This window comes from Halogeometricum sp. S1BR25-6 (assembly GCF_031624495.1).
In the GTDB taxonomy this organism is placed as follows: domain Archaea; phylum Halobacteriota; class Halobacteria; order Halobacteriales; family Haloferacaceae; genus Halogeometricum; species Halogeometricum salsisoli.
The window spans coordinates 1,321,156-1,346,698 of sequence record NZ_JAMQOP010000001.1; the positions used below are offsets into that span (position 1 = coordinate 1,321,156).

Annotated in this window: 24 protein-coding genes and 1 tRNA gene; 7 read left to right on the forward strand and 18 right to left on the reverse strand. The window is 67.7% G+C overall.

The window, feature by feature from the left end; translation table 11 throughout:
* Nucleotides 1-39: 39 nt before the first annotated feature.
* On the forward strand, nucleotides 40-1,188 hold the full coding sequence (locus tag NDI76_RS06905) for an acyl-CoA dehydrogenase family protein (RefSeq protein WP_310923881.1): 1,149 nt from the start codon (nucleotides 40-42) through the stop codon (nucleotides 1,186-1,188).
* Nucleotides 1,189-1,197: 9 nt separating this feature from the next.
* On the opposite strand, the gene NDI76_RS06910 is transcribed toward NDI76_RS06905, so the two are convergent.
* On the reverse strand, nucleotides 1,198-1,530 hold the full coding sequence (locus NDI76_RS06910) for a DNA-binding protein (protein WP_310923267.1): 333 nt from the start codon (nucleotides 1,528-1,530) through the stop codon (nucleotides 1,198-1,200).
* Nucleotides 1,531-1,664: 134 nt separating this feature from the next.
* Here NDI76_RS06910 and NDI76_RS06915 point away from each other — a divergent pair, with 134 nt between their 5' ends.
* Complete coding sequence (locus NDI76_RS06915; protein WP_310923268.1) at nucleotides 1,665-1,967, forward strand: DUF7111 family protein; 303 nt, start codon at nucleotides 1,665-1,667, stop codon at nucleotides 1,965-1,967.
* A gap of 14 nt (nucleotides 1,968-1,981) precedes the next feature.
* On the opposite strand, the gene NDI76_RS06920 is transcribed toward NDI76_RS06915, so the two are convergent.
* Entirely contained in the window at nucleotides 1,982-2,683 is a 702-nt protein-coding gene (locus tag NDI76_RS06920; RefSeq protein WP_310923269.1) for a protein sorting system archaetidylserine synthase, read from the reverse strand.
* Between the two features lie 146 nt (nucleotides 2,684-2,829).
* On the opposite strand from NDI76_RS06920, the gene NDI76_RS06925 reads away from it, so the two are divergent.
* On the forward strand, nucleotides 2,830-3,327 hold the full coding sequence (locus NDI76_RS06925; protein ID WP_310923270.1) for a plastocyanin/azurin family copper-binding protein: 498 nt from the start codon (nucleotides 2,830-2,832) through the stop codon (nucleotides 3,325-3,327).
* A 174-nt stretch (nucleotides 3,328-3,501) separates the two neighbouring features.
* Here the strand turns inward: NDI76_RS06925 and NDI76_RS06930 are convergent, their stop codons facing one another.
* From NDI76_RS06930 to NDI76_RS06945, 4 genes are read right to left on the reverse strand one after another with little or no spacing between them, the layout of a single operon-like run.
* Nucleotides 3,502-4,149, reverse strand: a complete 648-nt coding sequence (locus NDI76_RS06930) for a 30S ribosomal protein S3ae (protein WP_310923271.1) — start codon at nucleotides 4,147-4,149, stop codon at nucleotides 3,502-3,504.
* Nucleotides 4,146-4,514 carry a KEOPS complex subunit Pcc1 gene (locus NDI76_RS06935; protein WP_310923272.1) on the reverse strand — a complete coding sequence of 123 codons (369 nt, stop codon included), beginning with the start codon at nucleotides 4,512-4,514 and terminating at the stop codon, nucleotides 4,146-4,148. Before NDI76_RS06935 ends, NDI76_RS06930 begins: the two co-directional genes overlap by 4 nt.
* Entirely contained in the window at nucleotides 4,511-5,770 is a 1,260-nt protein-coding gene (locus NDI76_RS06940; RefSeq protein WP_310923273.1) for a hypothetical protein, read from the reverse strand. Before NDI76_RS06940 ends, NDI76_RS06935 begins: the two co-directional genes overlap by 4 nt.
* A 20-nt stretch (nucleotides 5,771-5,790) precedes the next feature.
* Complete coding sequence (locus NDI76_RS06945) at nucleotides 5,791-6,255, reverse strand: 30S ribosomal protein S15 (RefSeq protein WP_310923274.1); 465 nt, start codon at nucleotides 6,253-6,255, stop codon at nucleotides 5,791-5,793.
* Nucleotides 6,256-6,484: 229 nt separating this feature from the next.
* On the opposite strand from NDI76_RS06945, the gene NDI76_RS06950 reads away from it, so the two are divergent.
* Both NDI76_RS06950 and NDI76_RS06955 read left to right on the forward strand, forming a co-directional pair.
* Nucleotides 6,485-6,556: transfer RNA gene (locus NDI76_RS06950), tRNA-Ala, on the forward strand.
* A 293-nt stretch (nucleotides 6,557-6,849) separates the two neighbouring features.
* Entirely contained in the window at nucleotides 6,850-8,424 is a 1,575-nt protein-coding gene (locus tag NDI76_RS06955) for a TrkH family potassium uptake protein (RefSeq protein WP_310923275.1), read from the forward strand.
* A gap of 24 nt (nucleotides 8,425-8,448) precedes the next feature.
* Here the strand turns inward: NDI76_RS06955 and trkA are convergent, their stop codons facing one another.
* The 4 genes from trkA to NDI76_RS06975 all read right to left on the reverse strand — a co-directional run bounded on the left by trkA (nucleotide 8,449) and on the right by NDI76_RS06975 (nucleotide 13,482).
* The gene (trkA, locus tag NDI76_RS06960) at nucleotides 8,449-9,822 is read right to left on the reverse strand and encodes a Trk system potassium transporter TrkA (protein ID WP_310923882.1); all 1,374 of its coding nucleotides are present in this window, start codon (nucleotides 9,820-9,822) and stop codon (nucleotides 8,449-8,451) included.
* Nucleotides 9,823-9,915: 93 nt separating this feature from the next.
* Entirely contained in the window at nucleotides 9,916-10,617 is a 702-nt protein-coding gene (locus tag NDI76_RS06965) for a universal stress protein (protein ID WP_310923276.1), read from the reverse strand.
* Between the two features lie 133 nt (nucleotides 10,618-10,750).
* Complete coding sequence (locus NDI76_RS06970) at nucleotides 10,751-11,929, reverse strand: pyridoxal phosphate-dependent aminotransferase (RefSeq protein WP_310923277.1); 1,179 nt, start codon at nucleotides 11,927-11,929, stop codon at nucleotides 10,751-10,753.
* A gap of 80 nt (nucleotides 11,930-12,009) precedes the next feature.
* The gene (locus NDI76_RS06975) at nucleotides 12,010-13,482 is read right to left on the reverse strand and encodes a right-handed parallel beta-helix repeat-containing protein (RefSeq protein ID WP_310923278.1); all 1,473 of its coding nucleotides are present in this window, start codon (nucleotides 13,480-13,482) and stop codon (nucleotides 12,010-12,012) included.
* A gap of 147 nt (nucleotides 13,483-13,629) precedes the next feature.
* On the opposite strand from NDI76_RS06975, the gene NDI76_RS06980 reads away from it, so the two are divergent.
* A complete protein-coding gene (locus tag NDI76_RS06980) occupies nucleotides 13,630-14,454 on the forward strand; it encodes a formate/nitrite transporter family protein (RefSeq protein WP_310923279.1) in 825 nt (274 codons plus the stop codon).
* Between the two features lie 30 nt (nucleotides 14,455-14,484).
* Here NDI76_RS06980 and NDI76_RS06985 read toward each other — a convergent pair whose 3' ends face one another.
* Nucleotides 14,485-14,862, reverse strand: a complete 378-nt coding sequence (locus tag NDI76_RS06985) for a DUF8066 domain-containing protein (protein WP_310923280.1) — start codon at nucleotides 14,860-14,862, stop codon at nucleotides 14,485-14,487.
* A 106-nt stretch (nucleotides 14,863-14,968) separates the two neighbouring features.
* Here NDI76_RS06985 and NDI76_RS06990 point away from each other — a divergent pair, with 106 nt between their 5' ends.
* Nucleotides 14,969-15,736: a DUF7289 family protein gene (locus tag NDI76_RS06990; RefSeq protein ID WP_310923281.1), complete on the forward strand. Its 768-nt coding sequence runs from the start codon at nucleotides 14,969-14,971 to the stop codon at nucleotides 15,734-15,736.
* Between the two features lie 94 nt (nucleotides 15,737-15,830).
* On the opposite strand, the gene NDI76_RS06995 is transcribed toward NDI76_RS06990, so the two are convergent.
* The 7 genes from NDI76_RS06995 to NDI76_RS07025 are packed head-to-tail and all read right to left on the reverse strand — an operon-like array spanning nucleotide 15,831 to nucleotide 25,469.
* The gene (locus tag NDI76_RS06995) at nucleotides 15,831-17,315 is read right to left on the reverse strand and encodes a DUF7289 family protein (protein ID WP_310923282.1); all 1,485 of its coding nucleotides are present in this window, start codon (nucleotides 17,313-17,315) and stop codon (nucleotides 15,831-15,833) included.
* Nucleotides 17,312-17,908: a DUF7266 family protein gene (locus tag NDI76_RS07000; protein ID WP_310923283.1), complete on the reverse strand. Its 597-nt coding sequence runs from the start codon at nucleotides 17,906-17,908 to the stop codon at nucleotides 17,312-17,314. Before NDI76_RS07000 ends, NDI76_RS06995 begins: the two co-directional genes overlap by 4 nt.
* On the reverse strand, nucleotides 17,895-18,875 hold the full coding sequence (locus tag NDI76_RS07005) for a hypothetical protein (protein WP_310923284.1): 981 nt from the start codon (nucleotides 18,873-18,875) through the stop codon (nucleotides 17,895-17,897). Before NDI76_RS07005 ends, NDI76_RS07000 begins: the two co-directional genes overlap by 14 nt.
* Entirely contained in the window at nucleotides 18,863-19,462 is a 600-nt protein-coding gene (locus tag NDI76_RS07010; protein WP_310923285.1) for a DUF7288 family protein, read from the reverse strand. The genes NDI76_RS07005 and NDI76_RS07010 overlap by 13 nt, the downstream gene beginning before the upstream one ends.
* A complete protein-coding gene (locus NDI76_RS07015; RefSeq protein ID WP_310923286.1) occupies nucleotides 19,456-19,968 on the reverse strand; it encodes a DUF7287 family protein in 513 nt (170 codons plus the stop codon). Before NDI76_RS07015 ends, NDI76_RS07010 begins: the two co-directional genes overlap by 7 nt.
* Complete coding sequence (locus NDI76_RS07020) at nucleotides 19,965-22,016, reverse strand: type II secretion system F family protein (protein ID WP_310923287.1); 2,052 nt, start codon at nucleotides 22,014-22,016, stop codon at nucleotides 19,965-19,967. The genes NDI76_RS07015 and NDI76_RS07020 overlap by 4 nt, the downstream gene beginning before the upstream one ends.
* Nucleotides 22,017-25,469: a type II/IV secretion system ATPase subunit gene (locus NDI76_RS07025; protein ID WP_310923288.1), complete on the reverse strand. Its 3,453-nt coding sequence runs from the start codon at nucleotides 25,467-25,469 to the stop codon at nucleotides 22,017-22,019. It lies immediately after the preceding gene.
* Nucleotides 25,470-25,543: the final 74 nt, after the last annotated feature.

The window sequence follows — 25,543 nt, forward strand, 5'->3', positions numbered from 1 at the left end:
GAGAGATAACGTAAAGTAATGACGATGAAAGATTCCCGCATGGACTTCGCGCTCTCCGCGGAACAGCGACAGATACGCGACATGGTGGCCGACTTCGTCGACAGCGAGATACGGCCGCGCGCGGCGGAGATAGACGAGACGGACGAGTTTCCCGCCGACCTGGTCGCGGAGATGGCCGACCTCGGCCTCATGGGGATGCCGTTCCCCGACGAGTACGGCGGCGCCGGACTCGACTACCACTCCTACGCCATCGGTCTCGAAGAAATATCCCGCGGGTCGGGCGGCCTCGGCACCGTCGTCGCCGCGCACACCTCGCTGGCCGGCAACATGCTGTACGAGTTCGGGACCGAGGCGCAGAAAGACGAGTATCTGACGCCGCTGAACGAAGGGAAAGACATCGGCGCGTTCGCCCTCTCGGAGGCGGGCGCGGGCAGCGACGTGCCCGCGATGACGACGACGGCGACGAGGGAGGACGATGAGTACGTCGTTGACGGCGGCAAACTCTGGATATCGAACGGCTCCGTCGCCGACACGGTGACGCTGTTCGCCAAGACGGACCCCGACGCCGGCCGAAAGGGCATCTCCGCGTTCGTCGTGCGCCCCGAGGAGGACGAGGGGTTCGTCGTGGAGGGGACCGAGCAGAAACTCGGCGACAAGGGCTGTCCGACCGCGGAACTGCGCTTCGACGAGATGCGACTCCCCGCGGACAGGCGCATCGGCGAGGAGGGCGAGGGGTTCGTGCAGGCGCTGAAGACGCTCAACGGCGGGCGCATCACCATCGCCGCGCGGTCGGTTGGCATCGCCCGCGCCGCCTTGGAGGACGCTCTCGACTACGCCGACGACAGAGAGCAGTTCGACCAACCCATCGCGGAGTTCCAGGCGATAAAACACAAACTCGCCGACATGGACACGAAGGTGCAGGCCGCGAAGATGCTCATGCACAAGGCCGCGGACCTGAAGATACGCGGGGAACCCTACATCAAGGAGGCCGCGCAGGCGAAACTGTACGCCTCGGAGATAAGCCGCGAGGTGGCCAACGAGGGCATCCAGATTCACGGCGGCTACGGCTACACGACGGACTTCGCGGCCGAGCGCTACTACCGCGACGCGAAACTGAACGAGATATACGAGGGGACCAGCGAGGTGCTGCGGAACACCATCGGCGACCGCCTGCGCTCGGAGCGGTAGTCGCGGGAGTCAGTCCGCGTCGGCGTCCGCGTCCGCTTGCACTTCCGCTTCTCGCTCCCGTTCGCGGCCGCTCTCGACTCGCTCTGCGAGCCACGCCTGCTGGGACTCCACGCCCTCGACGCCGAGTTCGGTGAGTTCGTACACGTCGTATATCTCCTCGGTCCGTCGGGCGAGGTGGCCCTTCGAGACGAGGGCGTCGAGCGTCCCGTAGAACGACTGTGGGTCGATGCGCGTCCCGTAGTGCGCCTCCAGTCGGATCTTCAGCTTCTGCCCCCGGAGTTCGCCGGCGTCGTAGAGGATGGCGCAGAGGTCGCGGCGGCGGCCGCTCTGGAACCACGGCATACCTCTCCATTCGGCGAGGGACACAGGAGACTTTCGTTCCCGGCCCGCGCGGCGCCCGCGAGACCGCCGCGCCCCGACCAGACCCGTTCGGTCGGAACCGGTAGTTTCGATTACCGCCTCTCCCTAGGACGACCATGACCGACGGCGACGGCGACAGCGACGACACGGCCGACGAGGCGACGGCGAACGGAATCACCGCCCGCTACTACGAGACGGAGTCCGAGCGAGTGCTCGCATTCGAGCGGGACGGGTCGACGGCCGCCGTCGCCCAGAATCGCGAAGGGTACGCGATGCTGAAGGTGCGACCGACCGCCGACGGCGACGAACTGGAGCGCTACTACGGCTTCGACATGGCGCTGGACCACGCCGCCGAACTGCTCGGCGTCTCGCCGAACGACCTGCCGGTCCCCGAGGACGCCGCCGACATGGGGATGTAGCGTACCGACTCCGCTCAGTCGCGCCGCCAGTAGAACATCGGCCCGAAGAACAGGTACGACAGCGCGAGAAACAGCAGTCCGAACGCGAACCCCTGTCCCAAGTCTCCGACGAGGCGGCGGCCGTACGGCCCCGAGAGCAGTATCGCCAGCGCCTGCACGACGCCCATGATGAGCGCGTCCTGCGCGTGCAGGTCGGGGTACGTCACCGTCGTCACCATCAGCACCGCGAGGAGATAGACGAGGGGGACCAAGACGACGGGGTCGGCGAACCCGGCGAGGACGCCCGCCGAGAGGATGGTCGCCGCGAGCGTCGTCTGAACGCCCTCCGTCTGGGCGTGGTCGCCGTCGTAGGCGGTGTAGAGGCCGAGTCGGGTGACCGCCGCGGCGACGAACAGGGCGGTGCCGGCGAGGGCGACGGCGAGGCGCAGGCGGTCCGCCGCCCACGTCTGCCGGACCGCGACGGCGACGAGGAGGGCGGGGGCGACGCCGAAGGAGGCGACGTCGGCCAACGAGTCGAGGTACTGGCCGACGGCGGTGCCGCCGCGACGGCGGGCGATGACCCCGTCGAGGGCGTCCGCGATGGCCGCCAGCAGGATGAGACGCGCCGCGAGGGCGACGCTGGCCGTCGCGGCGACGGCCGCGAGGAAGCCGAGCGCGGCGTTGCCGACCGTCACCGCGTCGGCGAGACCCATCTTGCCGACGAACCGGGGCTTCATACAGTCGGCGTGGACGACCGGCGCTTTACGTTTTTACATTCGAGGACCGCGGGGCGTCGTCGTCGCCGAGTTCTCGCGCCGGGTGCGCGCGTCGACACCGAGACGCCGACCGCGCCGCATTTACCGCTCGAAACCCGACTATCGGTATGGACGAAGCCGAACGGAATCGCGCCGCGGAGGGAGTCTCCCGCCGCCGCGTCCTCGCGGGCGCGGGGTCCGTCGCGGCCGCGGGTCTCGCCGGATGCTTGTCGTCCGCCGAGGGCGACTACGACGTCGGCATGACCGCCGTCGCGTTCGACCCGCCGTCGGTCACGGTATCGGTCGGCGAGGAAGTCGTCTGGCGGAACACGAGTTCCCGCGGGCACACCGTCACCGCCTACGGCGACGAAATCCCCGACGACGCCGACTTTTTCGCCAGCGGCGGCTACGAGAGCGAACAGGCCGCCCGCGAGGCGTACAACCAGAACGTCGGCGGCCTCATCGACAGCGGACAGAACTACTCGCACACCTTCGAGGTGCCCGGCGAGTACCGGTATCTCTGCGTCCCCCACGAGTCCCAGGGGATGGTCGGCACCATCGTCGTCGAGGAGGGGTCGGAGAGCGGAGGCGACGGGGCCACTTCGACGTCCGCCGCCTCCGAGTGAGGGCCGACCGGCGACCGACGACCCACACGTCGTCGACGCGCGCGTCTGCCGGGACGGCGAGGTGGTGCACGAATCCGCCCGCGACCTCGCCGTTCGTGTCGACGAACGAGCGGAAGTGCCGCCGCTCGGAGCGGTAAGAAAAGTGAGAGTCTGAAGTCGGAACCGCCGCGAGGCTTACGCCTCTTCGACGGCGACGTCTTCCTCGTCGACGTCGACGGCGGCCTCTTCCTCTGCGGCGACCTCTTCGGGGCGCGCTTCGAGGGTGAGCTTCTGGACCTCCACCCGGCGGAGCGGGTAGATGGTCTTCGCCTCGCCGTAGATGGCCGAGGAGAGGTTCCCGGCGACGACGGCGCTGTCGACGAGTTCCGCGAACGTGCGGTCCTCGGCGGCCTCCTCGACGAAGTCGATCATGACCCGTCGGATGGCCTTCTCTTGGCTGCGGTCGGCCTTCTTCGTCGTGAACGCCACGGGCTGGAGTTGGACGCGGTAGTCGTCCTTCGTCAGCACCGTGATGCTGGCCGAAATCTTCGAGGCGCCGCGGCGGACGAGACTACGGAGGTAGTCCCGCGCGAGTTCGTGCTTGATGAACTCGGTGTACGCCGAGTCGCTGGACACGTCGTTCACCTTGAAGGTGAGCTTCGTGTTGTTCGCACCCTGGTCGCCGGTGAGGTCACCCAGCGTGACCTCGACGGTGCGGCCGTACACCTTCTCAGGTTCGTCGGCCATCGTCTTGCCCAGTTCTTCGCGGTCGAACTGCTCGGGCGCGACGAGGGTGTACCATCGCTTTCCGCGCTTCTGCTTTGAGACTGATCGTTCGCTCATAGGTTGTTGGTTGCTGTGTCGATGACGGCGTCTGCCACCGTCAGGTTGACCACGGTGTCGTCCACCGTGGACTGAAGCCCGCCGGTCGTCTCCCGTTCGACGGTCGTCACGAGGGTGTCCCCGTCGACGGCCATCGACATGGAGTCGGTGTTGTCCGGGCGGAGCGACGCCGCCACCCTGTCGGCGTCGGCGTGCGTCGTCCGCAGGCGGGCGGTGCGAGCGGATGACGGGTCGTCGGCCGGGACTCGGTCCTCCGAGTCCGGGCCGTCCGTCGTCCGCCCGTCCGTTCGGTCGCTCGTCGGTCGCTCTCGCTGCCGCTCTCGTTCCCGTTCTCGGTCGCGTCCTCGCTCCGGTTCGTCGGTCACGTCAGGGCCTCCCTGACGGCCGCGATAATTTCGGCCTCCGGCGCATCCGCGTCGAATCTGACGACCGCGCGGCGGGCGTCGCCCGCCCACGCGCCGCCGTCTCCGTCGACGCCACCAGCACGCGAAGCGTCCTGGTTGGCGGACGAGACGCGCTGCGTCTCGTCAACGCCGCCGAACTCCTCGAAGACGGCCGACGCCGCGCCCGCCGCGCCGCGTTCGACCGCTGCGAGCGCCGCCACGCCGTCCCCGAGGACTAAGGCCGTCGGTTCGGGCGAGCGGAAGTCTCGGCAGAGTCGAGCGACGGTGGCGAGGCGACCGACGTGGTCGGCCACCTCCTCGGGCGCGCGGACGACGTGGACGCTCTCGTAGCGGCCGAGGTGCGCGCCGCGGAGCGCTCGGTGCGCCGCCGCGGCGTGGTCGCGCCACGCCTCCAAGGCGGGCACGCGCGCGTCGTGTCCGAGCGCCACGGCGACGCCGGTTCCGGGTCGCTCCCGCGCGACGGCGTCCAGCACGTCGGCGTAGCCGCCGAGCGTGGCGAACGGCGCGTCGGGCGTCACGTACGGGTACAGCGCCCGTTCGACCGCCTCGGCGGCGCGTTCGGTGGCGTTCTCGTCGCCGGCCACGTCGAGAGCGACCAGCGACGCGAGTCGTCGGCGGGACGCCTCGTCGAGGTCGGCCGGCAGGTCGAGTTCCGCGAGGGCGGCGCCGGCCGCCTCCCGGTTGCCGGAGAACGACGCGTGCGCCAGCGTCGTGTGCGCGAGTCCGTCCGCGAGGTCCGCGACGGGCGCGGCGACGCCGGGGCGTCGCGCGACGGCGCCCGTCTCCTCGGCGACGGAGAGCAGGCTCCCGTCCGCGGCGTCCGGATGCTCGCCGGCGGCGACGACGCCCGCGAGGGCGAGGACCGGGTCCGGCCCCGGTTCGCTCTCGGGGGTCAGCGCCGACGCGACTTCGTGCGCGCGGAGGCTCGTCGTCCCGTCGTCGGGGGCGAGCGTTTCGTCCGCGCCCGGTGCGTCGAGTCCGACCGCGACCAACACTCCGTCGCCGTCCGGCGGCGCCGCCGCGGGGGCGAACGCGCCGGCCCGAACGTGGAACGGCACGCCGGCGCTTCTGAGCGCGCGGGCGAGCAGTCCACCGGCCGCGAGGGCGTCGCCCTCGGCGCGGCAGACGACTCGAACGAACGAGGCGTCGGCCAGCGCGGACGCGACGCTCTCGGCGGGGGCGTCCGGCGCGCGGGTGTGGTCGGGTCGTGCGGACATTCGAGAGCGCAGCTATCGCGTTATTCGAGGAGTTCGACGGCGACGTCGTAGCTGTACTTGAAGTCCTCGTCGAGTTCGTCGCCGCGGTAGTAGTTAGCGAGGCGGCGAATCTTCGATTCGGTGTTCTGGAGCGCTCGCTTGTTCTGCATGTCCTGCGAGTTCTCCTCCACGTGCTCGCGGAGTCGGATAGCGCGCTCCATCAGGTTCCGGATGTCCTCCGGAAGTTCGGGCGCAGCGTCGTTCTCTTCGAGGATGGTGGTGATTTTCTTCCCGGTCGCGAGTTTTACGTCCGGGACGGGCGTCCCCTTGACGCCCTCGTCGCGCAGCTTCAGACCGATCTGACTGGGCTCGTCGCCCTGCTCCGCGAGTTCGACGACGCGGGACTCGATGTCCTCGGCGTCGACGTCACTCCACTCCGGGGGGTCGTCTGCCACGGGCTTGTCCGAACCGGACTGGCCGCGGCGGCGGGTGTGCATTCGTGCCATTGGTATAGGTTGGAACGGCACAGACCGCAGAAAGGCGTGATTGGCGACCGCAAACGGTCGCGCACTTCCGCAATCCCAAGCCGCGCGAGGCGCGGCGAGTCAGATTTGCGGCCGTGCTGTTCCCATGTATACCCTGCCCTGACCGACTAAAAAGCGTTGCGACACGGGGCCGGGAACTCCGAGTCGAAGGCCTTAATATCGACACCGGGAAACGATTTGATGCGTTCGAGGGCTCGTAGATCAGTGGTAGATCACTCCCTTGGCATGGGAGAGGCCCCGGGTTCAAATCCCGGCGAGTCCACTACCGTTTCTCCGCCGTACCCAGGGAACGCCACCGCACGGTACGTACTCTGCGACGTCACGCGACCGTCCACCGGGACGCTACCGCCTCCGTCCCGTCTGTGAGTTCTGCGGCCGCGAAATCGACCGTCCGGAGAAGCGTCGCGATCGCTCGAAAACGGGAACCGTCGGCCGTGACCGACGGCCATCAGGAAGGTTCGTCTCCGTTCCGAGTCGGGACGAGGTTCCTCGCGGGACGCCGTCGCTCCCGAGATGCCAAATACCTTATTACCTCGCTATTTAAGTACGAAATCAATGAGTCCCAGCCTTCCCGGGTCGAGGAGAATTCCGGGGTCCGCTCTCGACGAATACGTGGACTACCGTTCGAGTCTGAGCTTCATCGGGAAAGTACTCCAGTATCTGGCCATCACGCCGTTGCTCCCGATCGTCGTCGCCCTCTACTACGGCGAGAGTCTCCTCCCGTTCGTCGTCACGTCGGCCGTGATGGTCGGCCTCGGGTTCGCCCTCGAACGACTCCGTCCCGACCCCGACCTCGGCCACAGGGAGGCGTTCCTCTTCGTGAGTCTCACGTGGCTCGTGGTCCCCCTCGTCGGCATGCTCCCGTATCTGATCGCCGGGAACGGGACCGTCGCACAGCCCGTGAACGCGCTCTTCGAGAGCATGAGCGGGTTCACGACGACGGGGTCGACGCTCCTCGCGGAGATCTCCTTCGAGCGTCACTCGCGGTCGATACTCATGTGGCGTCAGCTGACGCAGTGGCTCGGCGGCATGGGGATTCTCGTGCTCATGATCGCGATTCTCCCCGAGCTATCGGTCGGCGGCGCCCAGGTCATCAGAGAGGAGTCGCCGGGCGTGACGGTCGAGAAGCTCACGCCCCGCATCCAGGACACCGCCCGCGCGCTGTGGGGTATCTACGCCGGGTTCACCGTCCTCGCCATCGGCGTCTACTACGGGCTTCACCTGCTGGGCGTCGCGCCCAACATGGGCTTCTACAACGCCGTCTCGCACGCGCTGACGACGCTTCCGACCGGCGGGTTCTCCCCCGAGGCCCGGAGCGTCGAGGCGTTCTCTCCGGCCGTTCAGTGGGCGGTCACCGCTTTCATGGTCGTCGCCGGCACCAACTTCGCGCTCTTCTGGTACGCGCTCGGAGGCGAACCCCGGCGACTCGTGAGGAACGTGGAGTTCCGGTCGTACCTCGCCGTGATGGCGGCGGTCAGCGCCCTCTTCGCCGTGCTGTTGTTCACCGGCGTCGGACTCGTCGAGACCCCGGCGATCGCGCCGGTCGCGGGCGACCTCGAAAACGCGCTCCGGCAGGCCGTGTTCCAGACGGTCGCGATCGTGACCACGACCGGGTACGCGAGTATGGACTTCAACACGTGGGACCAGTCGGCCCAGTTGGCGCTCCTCTTCGCGATGTTCCTCGGCGGGTCTGCCGGGTCCGCGGCCGGGTCGATCAAAATCGTCCGGTGGTATCTGATCCGGCGGTCGCTGTCGCGCGAACTGTTCCAGTCGATTCACCCCGAGGCGGTCCGTCCCATCCACCTCTCCGACGGGGCCGTCGACGACGACACGATCAGGAGCGTCCTGGTGTTCGTGGTCACCTTCCTCATCATCTTCGCCGTCTCCTCGGTGCTGATCTACCTCGACGGCGTCCGGGCCGGCCTCGACCTCTCGGCCATCGAGGCGGTGAGCGCGTCCATCGCGACGCTGGGCAACGTCGGCCCCGGAGTCGGAATCGTCGGGCCGATGAACAACTTCCTTCCGTTCTCTCCGGCGTCGAAACTCTACATGGTGTTTCTGATGTGGATCGGACGGCTGGAGGTACTGTCCGTGCTCATCGTGCTCTCCCCGTCCTACTGGCGCCGGTGAGTTCTCCCCGACCCACGTCGACACCTACACGGCGGCGAGGACCTGTTCTCTGACGTCGGCATCGATGAACATGATGACGTGGTCGCCGGTCCGAATCCGGGTCTGACCCCGCGGCGTCACCATCTCGTCGTCGCGCGCGATCGCCCCGATGACGACGTGGTCCGGGAGTTCGGCGATCGACTCCTCGACGGTCCGGTTCGCGAGCGCGCTCCCCTCGTCGACTTCTATCTCGACGACCTCCGCGCGGTCGTCCCCGATGAACGAGAGTTTCTCGGCGATCTGTTCCCGGGTGAACCGCGCGATCTCCTCGCCGGTCAGTATCTGGGGGTTTATCGGCACGTCCACGCCGACCTCCTCGAACAGGTCCCGGTACTCCTCGGATTCGATCACCGAGATGGTCCGCTGTACGCCCAACCGCTTGGCGAGGAGCGAGACCATGAGGTTCTTCTGATCGTTTTCGAGCGCGGTGACGACGGTACTCGACTTCCCGAAGTTCTCCCGTTCGAGGAACTCGGTGTCGGTCGCGTCGTTGTTCAGGACGACGACCTCCGGAAGCGCTTCGGCCACCTCCGCCGCGCGCCGTTCGTCCTGCTCGATGAGGCGGACGTCGATACCCCGGTCGCGGAGTTGCCGAGCGACGTGAACGCCGACCTCGCTTCCGCCGATGACGAACACGTTGCTCACGTCCTTCGGCATCTCCTCGGGGACGGCTAGCAGCGCGAACTCGGACACCCCTTCGGGACTGCCGATGACGACCACCTTGTCCCCGGCGGCGAACGTCGTTTCGCCGTGCGGGATGATGATATCGTCGTCCCGGAGAACGGCCGCGAACGTGAGCGCGTCGGTCCGGTCGGCCTCCCGAATCGTCTCCCCGACCAGCGGGCTCCCCTCGACGATGCCGAACTCCGTCATCTGAACGAGTTCGTGAGCGAACCGGTCGACGTCCAAGGAGAGCGGGAGTTCGACAACCTGCGCGGCCTCCTCGGCGGTGAGGGACGTCGAACACACCATGAAGTTCACGCTGAACGCGTTCTGTGAGCGCTTCCAGGTCTCGAAGAGGTCCGCGTTCTTGACGCGGGCGATCGTGAACGGGTCGGCGACCGTCTTCGCCGTGCCGCAGATCGCGAGGTTGCTTTCGTCGACGTCCGTACTGGCGATGATCAGGTCGGCCCGACTGAGTCCGGCGTCCTCGAGCGTCTCGAGGGACGTGCCGTCGCCCTCCTTGGCGAGGACGTCCAGCGAGTACGTGAGTTCCTCCACGCGTTCGGGGTCGCGGTCGATCACGACCACCTCGTGCGCCGACGCGAGGCTCGAAGCGATGTTCGATCCGACTTCGCCGGCCCCGACGATGACTATCCGCATCGGCGACCGCCTCCCGTGTCGTTCATGGACGAGGATGACGGCGGACCGGTATGAGCCTTATCGCCTTCCGGGTGGGGGCGACTCGCTGCGACCGCTCTGCCGGTCGGACGGGAACCCGGAGCGACCGTCCTACTCCCGTACGACCACGATGGGGTGGTCGGTCTCCTCGGCGATGGAGTCGTACGTGTTCCCGAAGACGCGTTCGAAGGAGGGGTCCTGCGTCTCGCCCATCACGATGAGGTCGTAGCCCGAGGCGGCCTTCCCGATTTCGAACGGGGCGTCGTCGCCGACGACCACCTCCGTGTCGGTGCGCAGTTCGGGGTAGCCCGCCTCGACGAGTTGCTCACGCACGCCGTCGAGTAGTTCTTCGCCCACCTCTACGTCATCCTCGGACTCGGCGGCGTAGAACAGCGTTGTGTGGACGAGCACGTCCTGGTTGAGACCGCTCAGGAAGTCCGCGATGGGCTGGGCGAATTTCTCGTCGCGGACGGGTACGAGGACGCGCGCCAGCGTCGTCAGGGGCTTTGGGACGAGGAGGGCGTCCACGTCGCGTTCCTCGGCGACGCGCGTCCACGCGTCGTGGGGATCCTCCCCGACGAGATACTCCACGTCGACCCGCTCACCGCGGCGGACGAACTGCGAGGCGAGGTTGTACAGCGTGTGGTACGCCTCTATCTCCCGCCGGTGGCGTTCGTCCTCGTCGAGACCGTTCGCCTCCTCGTCGAGGCCGAGGAGGACGACCCGACAGGAGGTGAACGCGTCGACGAACGTGGAGGGAAACGGTTGGGGGTCCGGGAACTGGACGGGGACGAGTATCGTTTGTGCGGACATGTATCGAGTGGACTACCCGCGCCCACCCTAACAAATCTCACGGTCAGATCCGAAATTCAGGAAGGACGTTAGTGACCGATGCGAAATGTTCGGAGGGTTTCAATCGTCTATCCGCAATATCGCCGGAGGGCGTTCACGCCGCGTCGCTGCGCTCGTCCCGGACCATGCGCTCGAAACGGTCCATCCCGAGGTCGATGCGTTCGACGTCGTTGGCGAAGCTAAACCGGAGGTGGTCCTCGCCGCCGCGGCCGAACGCGCTGCCGGGAGCGGCGACGACGTCGTACTCGTACAGCAGTCGCTTCGCGACGTCCATGCTCGACCCGGGGAGAGCGGACACGTCGACGAACGCGTAGAACGCCCCTTCCGGGGTCCCCATCGAGACGCCGGGAATCGCCGCCACTCGCTCGACGAAGCGGTCCCGCCGCCGCTCGAACGCCGCCTTCATCTCCTGCACGGGGGCGTCCGGACCGGTGAGCGCCGCGAGGGCGGCGTACTGGGCGGGCGTGTTCACGCAGGAGGTGGTGCTCTCATGTATCTTCGTCGCGGCCGCCGTCACCGCCTCGGGGCCGGCCAGCCACCCCACGCGCCATCCGGTCATCGCGTACGTCTTCGAGCAGGAGTCGATAGTGACGACGCGTTCCGGGTGGGCCGTGACGGACGCCAGACTCGGCTGGGGGCGGTCGTAGGTGAGTTCGTGGTACACCTCGTCGGCGACGACGAAGGCGTCGCGTTCGGCGGCGGCCTCGACGACGCGTTCCATCTCCCCGACGTCGAACACCCGGCCGGTCGGGTTCGACGGCGAGGTGAGCACGACGGCGCCCGTCCGGTCCGACATCGCCGCTATCACGCGGTCGGCGTCGAACGCGAAGTCCTCGGCCGCGGACAGGGGTACCTCCACGGGTTCGGCGCCGGCCAACTCCGTCTGCGAGAGCGGGTTCGGCCACGCGGGCGTCGGGACGACCACCTCGTCGCCGGGGTCGGTGGCGGTCAGGAGCGTGAGATAGAGCGCCTCCACGCCGCCGGTGGTCACGACCACCCGGTCCGCCGCGGCGTCGACGCCCCGTTCCCGGAGCGTCTCCGCGACGGCCGCTCTGAGCGGGTCGATACCCGCGTTCGGGGTGTAGTTCGTCTCGCCGTCCCGCGCCGCCCGCACCGCCGCGTCAACGACGTGGTCGGGCGTGGGGAAGTCGGGTTCGCCGACTTCGAGGTGGACGACGTCCTCGCCATCGTGCGCGTTCGCGAGGTCGAACAGCGTGCGGATCTGCTGCGGTTCTATCTCGGCCACCCGGTTCGAGACGGTCGGGTCGGTCATCGGTTACGCTGCGTCGGGGGACCCCTTGGCTGTTGGGACGGCGGCGAACGCCGGGCGACGCTCGGACCGCGGCCGTCCGCTCAGCACACGTAGTTGTCCTCGACCACGTTCTCCGCGAGTTCGGCCGGGTCGACGTCGTCCATCGGTGCGGACACGGCGATGCCGCGGTCGTTCGCACAGACGACGTTGCGGGTGACTCGACTGCCCGCGGCGTCGCGAAGCAAGATGCCCACCCCGCCGTTCGCACTCACGGTGTTCTTGCGGACGACGAACGCGCCGGGTTCGTCCTCGGAGGCACTCAGTTTGAGTCCGTCGCCGCCGTTGCCGAACACGGTGTTGAACTTGAACGTCGAGTCCGAACCCCACGTTATCGAGAACCCCTCTTCGGCGTTGTTCGAGAAGGTGTTCCACTGTACGTCGCACCCGTAACACTGCGCCGTTTTGACGCCGTCGCCGCCACATCCGATGACGGTGTTCGACCCGAACTCGCTGTCTATCATCGACACGAGGGAGACTCCGTCGTCGTCGGCCCCGAGGACGAGGTTCTCGACGACCACGCTTCGTATGAAGTCGCCGCCCCCCATCCTGCCCCCGATGATCCGGTTGCCGCGCACGGTCGAGTCGGTGTAGATTCCCCCGAAATCGTCGTCGACGAACTGATTGTGCAGGACGCGCGAGTCGGTCGCGTACGCTTCGAGTCCGCCCTCGTTGCGCGCGAACGTGTTCCACTTTATGTCCGCGTTATAGAGGTTGTCCAACCAGAATCCGAAACGCTCGTTGTCCACGACGACGTTGCCGACGGCGTTGAGACCGCGCACGCCACGGCTTGCGCCCCTGACTCCGCATCCGGCATTCGAGAGCAGTTGGTTGTCCGCCAACCGCGGGTCGTCAGTGTCCCCGATGAATTCGACACCGTCTCCGAGGCTCCGAACCGCGGCGCCGTTGCCGACGACGAAACAGCGTTCGACGGCGACGCCCGTCGTCCGTTGGAACGCGAGTCCGGCATCGCCGTTGTCCGCGACGAGACACGCGCGAACCAGCGCCTCGTCGGTGCTCCCGTACTCTTGGGTGTCCCCCCCGATGAGGCCGTACTGTCCGTTCTCGCGGAGGAGACACGACTCGATTCGCGCCCGCTTGCCGCCGATGATACGGACCCCGGTTCCACCGTTGCCTTCCGCGAGGACGTTAAACAGGGTGGCGTCGTCGCCCACTAAGACGACTCCCGTCCGTTCGCCGGAGACGCGCACGTTCTTCACGGTCACGTCGTTCGCACCGCGGTAGACGCTGATGCACTCGCCGCCCACGTTGCTGACGGTGTGACCCTGCCCGTCGATGGTGACGTCGCTCACCGTGACATCGAGGGCCGCCGGACCGCGTTCGACGTCGATGTCGGCGGTGAGGACGTAGTCGCCGGGTTCGGTGATGGTCGTCGGCCCGGAAATCTCCGTCGCGCCCGCGGCGGCGGCCGGGAACGACCCCCACGCCGCGAGTCCGGCGGCCGCCGCCCCGGCCTTCAACACGTCTCGTCTCGATGGCACGCCCTCGGGTTCCATCTCGAACAGATAGTCTCGTTAAGTGTTAGTAATTGGCACGATACCGGGAAGCGAGTCCGTCCTGCGGCGGTTAATCTATCTCCGTCGAGACAGTTCCGCGCCGCCGAAAGACCGTTACATCGGCCGCGAGAAGCATCGGGGAATTAGATGAGTTCGGACGAGTCTGACTACTCCGGGGCGACGCTGTCGTACCGGCACATCCTCGAACGCGAGATGGAGAACGCGCTACAGGAGATTCACCGCCCCGTCTGGGGGGTGTTCCTCTCGGCGTTCGCCGCGGGTCTCAACCTGAGTTTCGGCGCGCTGTTCATGGCGATGGCGCTGACGTTCTCCGGAGGGTTCGAGTCCACGCTGGTCCAGCAGACGGTGCTGGCGGGCATCTCCTCCATCGCCTTCCTGTTCGTCGTCGTCGGGCAGACGGAACTGTTCACCGCGCACTCGACGATGGCCATCCTCCCGGTGGTCGACGGCCGCGCGTCCGTTCCCGAACTCGGACGCGTCTGGGGCGTCACCTACGTCGGGAACCTGCTCGGCTGCGTCGTCTTCTCGGCGCTCGCCGTGACGCTCGGTCCGGCGATGGGCATCGTGAACCCCGGGGCGTTCGGGACGCTCGCCGGCGCCCTCGTCCCCCACCCGTGGTGGGTCATCCTCCTCAGCGGCGTCGTCGCCGGCTGGCTGATGGGGCTCGTGACGTGGCTGTCGGCCGCCAGCCGCGACACCGTCGGACGCATCCTATTCGTCCTCCTCGTCACCGCGCTCATCGGGTTCGGGCCGTTCCACCACAGCATCCTCGGGACGACGGAGGTGCTGACGGCGCTCTTGCTCGAACAGGGCGTCGGCGCCGCCGGACTCGCGCACTTTCTCGTCTGGACGACGCTCGGCAACGTCGTCGGCGGGTCCGTCTTCGTCGGCCTCCTCAACTACGGGCACGCCTCGCGTCCGGGCGAGGAGCAACACGTCGAGTTGGAGTGACCCACCGGAGGTGTGCGGAACGACCGCCCGCTAGCTGTCCCGGACGCGGTCTGTGGACCGGTCGTCGGTCGACCGCTCTCTCGCTCGCGCGTCGTCGCCCCGAACCGTCCGGCCCCCGTCGGGGGAGTCGTATCCGGCCGACCGGTTGCGGCCCCGCCTCTCGCTCGACTCCAACGCGTCGGCGATGCGCTCGGTGGCGTCGACGAAGCGGAAGAACGCGCCGACGAGCCGATAGCCGACGACGGCGGTCCAAACCACCCCGCAGGCGAGAACGCCGAGGAGTAGCTGTCCCGCGATGACGATGCTGTACAGCATGACGAGCGCGCAGAACGCGGCGAGGGCGATTCGCGTGCGCTTCGGGAGACGCCCGTTCGACGGCGGCGAATCGGGGGAGGGTGTCTCGGTCACGTCTCTCCGATACGACCCGCGATTAATCACTCCTCCGCCGGAAGTACATCTATCTTGACTTTCCATTTCGCACTACATTTAATTACCCGCTGGTCCAACGTCAGACGTGTCTCTGCAGGCAGACGACCGGGGGGTGAGCGAAGTGCTGGGATTCGTCATCGTCTTCGGCCTCGTCATCGCGTCGGTCGGGTCGGTGTACGCCTTCGGGGTGGGGGAACTCCGGGACGTGCGCGACTACGAACGCGTGAACAACGCCGAACGCGCCTTCGAGGTGTTCGCCGACAACGTCGCCGACGTCTCGCGTCGAGGGGCGCCCAGCCGCGGAACGGAACTCAAACTCGCCGACTCGACGCTCGGCTACGGCGAGGCGACGGTGAACGTGACCGTCGATACGACGCCGGGCACGCCCGGAGACGTGAACAACTCGACGGGCGATATCTCGCTCTCGCCCGTCGTGATGACGCTGCAGGACGCGGGCGAGGTCCGGTACGCCTCGGGCGCGGTCCTGCGGACCGACGGCGGCGGCCCGCCGCGGATGGTTCACGAACCCGACTTCGTCTTCGCGAAGGACGGTGTCGTCGTCCAACTCGTCCGGTCGGTCCCGCGCGGGACGACGCGTGTGGGCGGCGAGCGCATCGCCCGCATCCGCACTGTCGACGCCGGGCGTTCGCCGCTGTTGACGCGGTCGGAGACGAACGCGACCCTGCGAATCGACGTGAACTCCTCGTACGCCCCCGCGTGGGGCGACTACCTGACATCGGAGGGGTTCGCCTGCGAGCCCTACACCGACGCGTCGACGAGCGTCTCCTGTGACCTCGAAGACGTCTCGCGGGTCACGGTGGTTCGCGTCACCCTGCGGACCACGTTCGAGTGAGTTCGGGTCCGCCGAGGTCAGAGCGACCGTAGACTCTCGGTGGGGAGCGACCGTAGAATGAAGAAAGGAGCGCGCGCCACGTCGACCGTGAGCGCTACTCCAACTCGACGGTGACGTTGTTCTCGGTGACGTGCAGGAATGTGATGTACCGCGACCCCGAGGACGTCTCGTACTCCAGGTTCCCGGTCGACTCGTCGACGTCGAGGCGCGCCTTCCCGCTGTTTCCGGGACCGTGCCACACTGTCAGGTCGAAGTCCGGCGCGAAGAAACTCACGTAGTGACGGGTCAAGTGACGGCTCGTCGTCCGGTTGCCGGAGACGAACGTGACGTTCTCCCCGTCGGTGCCCGTGTGGTTGAACGACGCCGAGGAAGCGACGTCGTCGTCCCACGTCAGCGCCGTCTCGCCCGTCGCGCCGGGCCCGTCGTAGGTCAGCAACAGGTCGCTCGTGTAGTTGACCGTTATCGTCTCCGTCGCGCAGTCGAGCGCCACCGGGCCGCCCTCGGCGGGGATGCTGTCGTTCGTCCACACGTGCTGGCCGCCCGTCCCGTCGCGGTAGTAGACGACCATCGTCAGGTCGACCTCCTTGTCGTTCTTGCAGACGTTCCCGACGCCCTTCGGGACGTGGACGACGGTCTCGTACTCTCTCGCACCCTTCGTCGCGTAGAACGAGAAGTCCATGTTGTTGCTGCCGCCGTTCGCCTTCGCCAGCGACACCTCGAACGTCCGTATCGGGTGGGCCGACGCCATCCCGCGCACCTCGACGGGTTGGTTCTTCATCGGCAGGTCGAACGACCCGACCATCCCGACCGTCGCGAGTTCGAGCGTCGCGGTCCGGTTGTCGTCGTCGACCGAGACGTTCCCGGTGGTCCGGGTGCGGAAATACTCCGCCCACCCGCGGTAGAACTCGCTGTGGACGGTCACGCTCACCGACCCGTTCTGGACGGGGTTGCGGTACGTCGCCGCGCCGTCGTCGTACGTCTCCCACCCCGTCCCCGACTCGTTCGGGCGGGGGTAGACGCGCGACAGGTCACCGTCCCGCGAGACGACCGCTCGGACGCGCCCGGACGCGGAGTCGGCGTTGCGCACGCGGACGACGGGGAACGTGAGCGTCGCGTCGCGGTAGTGGAACTCCGGCGGCGACACCATCGAGACGCCGCCGCCCTCGCTGCGCCGCCAGACGCCGCCGCCCTGGTACGTCACGACGGCCGATTCGGTCCGGTAGCTCACGGAACCCAGCGAGGCGTTGTACAGTTCCTCGTCGGCGTCGCCGGAGTAGTTGTGGTGGGTGATTCGCACCCAGCCGTCGTCCGGCGAGACGACGTACTGCCCGTCCGCGGAACTCCGCAGTTCGACCGACTCGCGGGCGGTCTGGCCCAGTCCGACCATCGCCGCGACGGAGTCGAACTGCGTCATCGACTGCTCGGCGCGTTCGACGTCGATCGTCTCCTGCGTCGTCGTCAGCGCGACAGACCCAACGCCCACGAGGAGGCCGGTGCCCATGAGCGTCAGTCCGAGGATGAGGACGACCCCCACCGTCGAGGAGACGGCGCGACGGTCCGCTCCGAACCCGCGCGTCACCGTCCGGCACCTCCGGTGGCGGCCCTCGGCGGCGGCGCGAATGCGAACGCGAACGCGGGCGTGAGGTCGAAGGCGGGTCCGGCGTCGTCGCCGGACTCGAAGACGAGTCGCTCTGTCGCGGGGTCATACGCGATGACGAGGTTCCCGCCGGCGAGCGTCCCGTTCTCGACGTCGGTTCCGGTCCGGACTCGAACCGTCGCCGACCGACCGCCGTCGCCCGACGTGAGCGTGACGTCGTGCGCCGCCGGCGTCCCCGCGACCCCCGGAGAGTCGCTCACTTCGACGCGGTAGGACCCGCCCGCGACGGTCCGCGGCAGGTCCACCCGGAGGCGGACCGCCTCGGCGCCGTCACCGGCGCGGACCATCCGGTCGGCGTCGGCGGTCCGGGCGGCGATTCGCTCCCCGAGCACCGACAGTTCCCGGTCGACGACCCGGTCTCGCTGTCCGTCGACGTACTGCCCCGTCCCGACGAGCAGGCCGGAGACGAGGACGGCGGTGATGACGAGCGTCAGCACGTAGCCGAGCGTCGTGGAGACGGCGCGGTCCGACGCGAACTCGCGTTCGCACGCGGACTCGCGCTCACGCTCCCGCATCCGGCACCTCCGTCTCGGCCTCGTAGTAGGTGTCGGGGCCGTGGTAGGTGACGCGCACGGTGGCGTCGTAGAGCGCCGCCGTCCGGAACGGGGCGCCCGAGTCCAGCGGGAGCGACTGATTCACGGCCGCGTCGTCCACCTCCCGGTCGACGACGACCGAGTACGTTCCCGCGGCCGCGTCGGCGCCGTCGAAGGACAGGTCGAACGGGTCGCCCCCCTCATCGAACTGTGAGAGCGCCGGGCAGGCCGCTCCGTCGACCGTCCGAGCCTCGACGTCGAGCGTCACGGTTCCGCCCGTCACCGGTCCGCACGTCGTCAGACTTCCGTCGGTCCCGCGGACCGTCACGCCGGCGTCGCCGTCGCTTCGCTCGTAGACGAACACCGACCGCGTCCCCGCCGAATCGGTGAGATTCGCGCGGAACGCGCCGCTGTCGAGCAGGTCGCTCTCGTTCTCCCCGTTGCTCACCGTCGCCAAACTCGTCGCGTCAAGCGCGAACGTTAGGTCGCGGACGCCGGTGGCGTTAGCGAGCGTCCAGTTCGCGGCACCGTCCGGCGCCGAGAGGTTTCGGGAGGCGTTCGCCTGCGCGATTCGGGTCCCGTTCGTCGCGTCGACGACGCGCGTCCGCGTCGACGCTCCCGAGAAGGCGTCGTGGGCGGCGGCGTCGTCGCTCCAGTTGCCGACGCCGCGGCGGAGCGAGTCGTTCATGCGGCGGTACGCAGCGTCGACTCCGCCCGCAGTGTCGTTCTCGTTGCGGTCGACGTACCGGAGCGTCGTCTCTGCCGCGTCGAGCGCCTCCGTGCGGTAGTTTATGACGGTCGCCGACTCGCTCACGTCCGACCGGGCGGCGACGTTGCCGGTGTAGATGGTCGTGTTCACGAGGAGGGCGAGGACGACGAACAGCGTCGCCATCACCAAGGCGGTGACGAGGACGAGTTGCCCCCGGTCGTCGCCGCTCACATCCGCCACGTCACCACCTCCACGACGACGACGCCGCGGACCGGACCGCTCGGGTCCGCGTCGGGCACGAAGTACGCCTCGCCGGCGTCGGCGAGCGTCGTCCCCGTCGGGTCGCTGTCGGCGTCCCTGAGCACGTCGTCGTCGTACAGGGTGACCGTCCACGTGGCGACGGAGGCGTGGTCGCTCGGCTTCCCGAGATAGACGACCTGCTCTCGGATGCGCTGGTCGTTGCGCCAGAAGTAGACGTTCACGTTGTACGCGACGCCTCTATCGAGGAGCGCGTCGTTCAGCGCCCGTCCCAGCGCGGTGTTCTCGGGAGCGCCGTTGTGGTACCCGTCCCACGGCGCGCCGTGCCAGTGGCGGGCCGATTCGTTCCAGTACAGCAGGCCGGGCTTCAGCGTTCCGTTGGCCGCCTGCGAGGCGAGGACGTCCTCCGCGACGACCGACTGGTGATCCTCGATTCGCTGGTTCGACGTGCTCCCCGTCAGCGGCGTGACCGCCGTCACCTGGAGGGCGAAGGCGATGCTGGAGAGCAGCAGGATGCTCGCGGCGACGGCTTCGAGCGTGTGCGCCTGCCCCCGGTCGCGCGTCACCACACTCTCACCGCCAGTTGGTGGGTCCGACCGTCGAGGAGGACGACGCGGCGCGTCGTCGCCACCGCTTCGTTGTCCGGAACCGGCGGACCGGCGCTGAGCGCGACCGCCGGCCCGCCCGCGGGGTCGTCGAGTTCGGCGACCGAGCCACCGTCGAAGACGGTGACGTTCACGTCGTAGCGGTCGGTGCCGAGCGCCGCGGCCACGGTGTCGGCGGTGGCGTCGAAGCCGCACGCCGCCGTCGCGTCCGCGTTCGTCTGCATCTGTTCGAAGAACGCGCCCGTGCACGTCGCGTTCAGCGTGGCCGGCGTCGCGGGGTCGCCCAGCGCGTCGCTCGCCAGCGTCGCCGCGAACCGGTCGGCCGCCTGCGTCCGACTCGTCCCGTCGAAGGGGTCGAAGATGCCGGGGACGAACAGCACGACGAACGCGACGACGAGGAGGAAGATGCTGATTCCGACGACGAAGTCTATCGTCGTCTGCCCGCGGTCGTCGGCGAGTATCGAGGTCATCCGACCACCATCCACACCGCGAGCGCGAGCGTCTGGAGCACCACGACGAACTTGACGCCCGAGATGATGTCCGCGTTCCGGATGTAGCCGCTGATGAGGCCCGACAGCGTCGCCTGCAGCGTCACCGCGTGGAGGAACAAAAGCGAGAGCAGGGCGGTGTCGACGCCGCCGCCGAAGTCAGGCCCGCCCTGAACCGCCTCCGACCCGCCGCTCGAACTCGTCTGCGAGGTGAGTTCGGCCATCACGTCGAGGAACTGCGTCTTCAGGATGGCCATCACGGCCAGGAGCGTGACGTACGTCATGAGGATGATCGCAACCTGCATCATCGTCCGCGACTTCCGCTCGCGTTCGATGTCGTCCTGGTTCTCGGAGGCCTGCGCGGCCGTCGTCAGCACGTCCGTGATCTGACTGGAGGCCTCCTGGGCCTTCGTGATGAGCTTCACCGTCCGTGCGAGGCGGGGAATGTGGTACTTGTTGTTGAACTCCACGAGCGCCGACCGGAGGCTCATCCCGTAGTTCACCTTCGCGTACAGCACCTCGAACTCGTCGGCGAGCTTTCCGGAGGAGGTGTCGGAGACGGTCTTGACCGATTCGAGGAGCGTCTGGCCGGTGTCGTTGGCGCTGGAGAGTTTCCGGAGGTTCTCCGAGAGCTTTCCGACGACGGCCTGTCGAGAGCGGGTGTTCCACCCGTGGAAGAACGCCAGCGGGATGCCGACGGTGTAGACGGGGACGTACCACCAGACGAACGTCCCCCAGATAGGTCGCTCCAGCATCGCGTCCCACGACAGCGGTGCCGCTCCGCCGACGACGGCCGTCGCGAGCAGTGCGAGAGCGGCCGGAACGGTGAGAAACAGCGAGTACAGCGGGTTGTCGCGGAAGAACAGGTGGGGGTGTTCGAGCAGTTGCTTCGTCTTGTACGTCCCCTCGCGCGAGCGAACGCGGTCGAAGAGGGTGTGCTCGCCGACGAAGCTCTCGATGAGACCCATGTGGAACAGCCCCTCCTTGTGCCCCTGTCGGAGGCGGTCGGAGGCGCCCGAAGGGTCGAGGTAGCCGTCGCCGGGTTCGTCCTGTTTCACCGTCGAGACGAGAACGAGGAAGCCGACGCCGGTCAGCGGGATGAGTCCGTACACCGTCCCGTACAAAAGCGACTCCTGAGCCTGCCCGAGCATGCTCATGATGACGAGGATGATGATGAGAAGCAGAGGGAACAGCGAGAGCGTCATGTACATCTCGCCGAACAGTTCCAGCGTCTCCAGGGTCATCTCCTGTTCCTGCTTTGCCGTCCGCATGTGCTTGTCCTTCTTGTCGTCGAGGAACCGCTCCATGTTGCCGCCGGAGTTGACGATTGAGAGCATGTCGGTGAGGAACTGAGAGAGTTCGGACGACGGCGACACCAGCGCCTGCTGTTGGATGGCGGTGCGGTAGTCCGTGCCGAAGTACTCCGTCTCCTGAACGATGCTCTGGAACTCGCGGGCGACTTCGCCGTAGGTGTCCTCCGCGCGGCCCATCGCCTCCAGAATCTCCAGTTGGTTCAGCCCGCCCACCGAGAGGGCGTACATGAAGGAAACGGCGTCGGGCAGTAGCATGTTTATCTCGCGCTTCCGGGTGGAGGCCTTCGAGTACGGCATCGCTACGAGCGTCCCGAACCCCGCGCCGAAGCCGAGGCTCCCGAAGACGACGCCGGAGACGAGCACCGCGAACGGCATCTTCAACGACTCCAGAAACGCCGCCGCTCCCGGATCGGGAGCCGGGAGGCCGATGCTGAGCGTCTCCGGCGAGACGACGCCGAACGCGAACAGCGCGTAGCCCAGCAGCGAGCCGAGGAGCCAGAGCGCCCCGCCGACGAGGACGCCGACGGCGAGGGCGTGCGAGAGGTACAACTCCACCGTCGCCGGCATCCGCGCCTGTTCGAGCTTCCGAGCGACGTCGCTCACGAAGTCGCCCTCTTCGTCGAACAGCAGACGGAACAGCGGGTAGAACGCGTCGCCGAGGGCGTCGGTGCTCCGGTCGAGTCCCCCCGGTCCGGACGCGGACGAGTCGAGGCTCATCTACGCGGCTCCCCCGCCGCCGTCGTCGTCGCGGCTGTCACCGCGTTCGCCCTCCTCTCCGTTGCCGCTCTCGTCGTCCGTCTCCGCGGCGTCTTTCGGGTCGGCGTCCTCGAACTCCCCGAAGCCCCAGCCGTCCTCCTCCAACTCGGCGGAGACGTCCTCGCCGATCAGGTCGTCGATGTCGGCGGTCCCGGCCGTCTCCGCGTCGTCCCCGTCGCTCGGGTCGTCCCCCGACGCGTCCGGTTCGTCCGTCGCGTCGAGGCGAGCCTCGGCTTCGGCGTCCGTGGCCTCCACGCTCGTCGCCTCCGTGTTCACTTCCGCGTCTGCGGCTTCGGCGTCCGCCGCCTCCGCGTCCGCTTCTGTGCTCTCCTCGTCGCCCGCGTCCAGCGCCGGCGGTGCGTCCTTCGACGCGTCGCGTTCGCTCGATGCGGAGTCGTCCCCGTCGTCGCCGTCGCCCTCCGCCAGTTCCGGCGGACGCTCGTCGGCTTCGGCGAGTTCCGGGTCGGGTCGGGTCGCCTCTTCCAAGGCGTCGAGCGCCGAGTGGTCCTCGTAGCCCGCGCTCACGTTCGGTTCGTCGGCGACGTCCCGCAGGGCGTCGGCCACCTCGCCGGCCTCCTGACCGCGGTAGTCCGCGAACAGGTCCGCCTCGGCCTGGTCGAGGATGGCGCGGCAGAGGTCCCGGACCTCCTCCGGCGGGTCCGGTCGGGGGACCATCTCCTCCTTCTCGGGGTCGACGTTGATGTGGACCGACTCCATCTCGCGGAGGTCCTCGAGGCTGCGTTCGAGTTCGTCCTCGGCCATCAGCGTCAGGATGGTGTCGGGGTCGTTGATGAACGCCTGGAGCGTGGCGGCCACCTGCGTGTACGTGTTGAGGCCGCGGTCGATGAGGTACGCGAGGACGACCCGTCGGAGGAACAGCTCCTCATCCAGCGTGTCTTCGCTCCACCCGCGGTCGAAGCGTATCTCCTCTAAGGTGTTCGAAGAGCCCATCTGGAGGTACTCGTCGTTCTCGGCCTGCCACTGGTAGACGTCCTGAACGTTTATCTCGTCGTTCTCGGCGTCGTAGTGGTTTATCTCGGTCAGCGACTTGTTCCGTCGGACCTTGTTGCCCTGCACGCGCGTCGACGTCTGGATGGACACCAAATCGAGGGCGGTGAACATCGTCTTCGAGACGTTGATGGGTTCGGTCGTGAACCGCTTGAGCACCTCGCCGACGCTGTCGGCGTGGAAGGTGGTGTACGTCGTGTGCCCGGTCGACATCACCTGAAACAGCGTGCGCCCCTCCTCGCCGCGAATCTCGCCCATGACGATGTAGTCGGGTCGCTGCCGGAGGGCGGCCTCCAGCAGGTCGAACTCGTCGACGTCGCCCTTGTCGTCGTCGGAGAACGACGGGCGCGTGACGGAGGCAATCCAGTTCCGCTGGGGGAGTTCGACTTCGCGGGTGTCCTCGATGGAGACGATTTTGGTGTTCGAGGGGATGAACAGCGACACCGCGTTCAGCGAGGTGGTCTTCCCGGAGGCGGTCCCGCCGGCGAAGATGAGCGACTTGTGGTTCTCGATGCAGAGCCACAGGAACGCCATCTCCTCCAAGGAGAACGTGTTCCAGTTTATCAGGTCGATAGGGGTGAACGGCACGTCCTTGAACTGCCGGATGGTGTAGTTCGTCCCGTGGTCAGAGACTTCGCGGCCGAGCGTGAGTTGTGCGCGAGAGCCGTCGGGCAGCGTCGCGTCCACCTGCGGGCGGCGTTTCGAGATACCCTTCCCGGAGCGCTGGGCGAGTTTCACGACGAAGTCGTCCAGTTCTTCCTTCCCGTGGAAGACGTTCGAGATGATCTGCTCGTAGTCGGAGTGATAGACGAACACCGGCGAGTTGTAACCGTCGCAGGAGATGTCTTCGACGTTGATGTCGTGTTTGACGCCGTCGATGCGCTCGTAGCCGATGAAGTCCCGCCGGAGGTAGTAGAGCAGTTTCTCGACTTGGTACTCGGTCAGCGTCGCGGCGTCCTCGGCGAGCACCGCGGGTTCGGGGCGCGCCGCGATGCCGTCGAGGCCCGCCCGCTCCCGCGGTGGTTTGGCGAAGAGACCGTCGAGGCGGCCGCCGAGCGACGACTCGTTCAGTCCGAGACGGCGCGCGAGCGTTCCGACCGTCCCGTCTCGGGGTCCGTTCGAGACGGTTCCGCCGTCGGCGGCCGGCGTCTCTGCCTCCACCTCCGCTTCCGCACCATCGACGTCGCCACCGAGTCCGAGGCGTCCGAGGAGGCTCTCGACGGTGCCCGGTCCGTCGGCTTCCTCGGCGTCGGCGCCGGCGCCGGTCTCGCCCGAGTCGGGGAGCAGCGACAACGAGTCGGAGTAGCCGTCCGGACCGGGGTCGTACAGGTCGTAGCGTTCGAGCAGTTCGAGCGACTGCCGTTCGATGACGCGGCGTCGGGTGCCGTCCTCCGTCCCGATGGTGCTCTCGTCGTCGTACTTGATGGCAGTGCGGAGCTTCCCGGTGAGGAACTCGGTGAGGTCCGCCTCGATTTCGTTCTGGTAGGGTTCGACGACGTAGTACTTCGTCTCGTTCTCCTTCGTCGACCGGAAGATGACGACGAACGAGTGGGGTTTGTTCACCCAGTAGCGCTCTACCTCGCGGAAGTGCGTCTTCTTCTCCATCGGGACCGCCTTCTCCAAGTCGTAGCGGTTCGTCACGGTCGTCAGACCCCGGTCGTCCGAGAAGAAGGCGTCCTCGTCCAACTCCTCGTTCACGTCGACGGTCCGTTCGTCGACCACTTTCTCCAGTTCCTCCGCGCGGCGTCCGCCGCGCGCGAGGGCGTTCTCGACGACGTCGGGGTCGAACCCCAACGCCTCCTCGGCGTCGAACTGTTCTCTCTCCCCCTCCTCGTCGCGGGGTCGGGAGCCGTCAGCCTCGTAGTAGTACTCGCGCTTGTAGTGCTCCCACATCCAGACATCCTTGACGACGGGCGTCGTCTCGGGGTCGCAGAACGCCTCGAACTCGCGCTGGATTCGGGCGGCCTCGCCCGCCGCCGCGCGAACCTCGTCTTCGGTGTCGGCCGGATGGTGGCCGAGGTAGCGCTCCTCGGTGGGGTCCAACTCGACGTTCCGCCAGTCCTCGCGGGTCGGTCGCGACGGGGCGGACGGTTCGTCGCCGTCGTCCCACCGCGAGTCGGCGCGCGGCGCCCGCGGATCGCGCCCGTCGTAGAGCGCATCCGCGTCACCCTCCGCGCCGAACTCGTCGAGGAAGTGCGCCCACGTGTACTCGCCGACGGTCGCGTTCGCCTCGTCCCCGGACTCGCCAGTCGATGCGTCCTTCGACTCTCGACCCGCCGCACCCCCCGGTGCGACGTCGCCGTCGAGAGCCACCCGGTCGCCGCCGACCTCCCCCTCCAACACGTCCTCGTCGTCGCCGTCCGACTCCCGTCGGACCGGTGGGGACGCGTCGTCGTCGGTAGCCATTGTTCTCTCGTCGCTCTCCCCAGTCAAAAAGGCTTCTGGAGATTTAATCGCTCATTTAGCCACATTTCGACAAA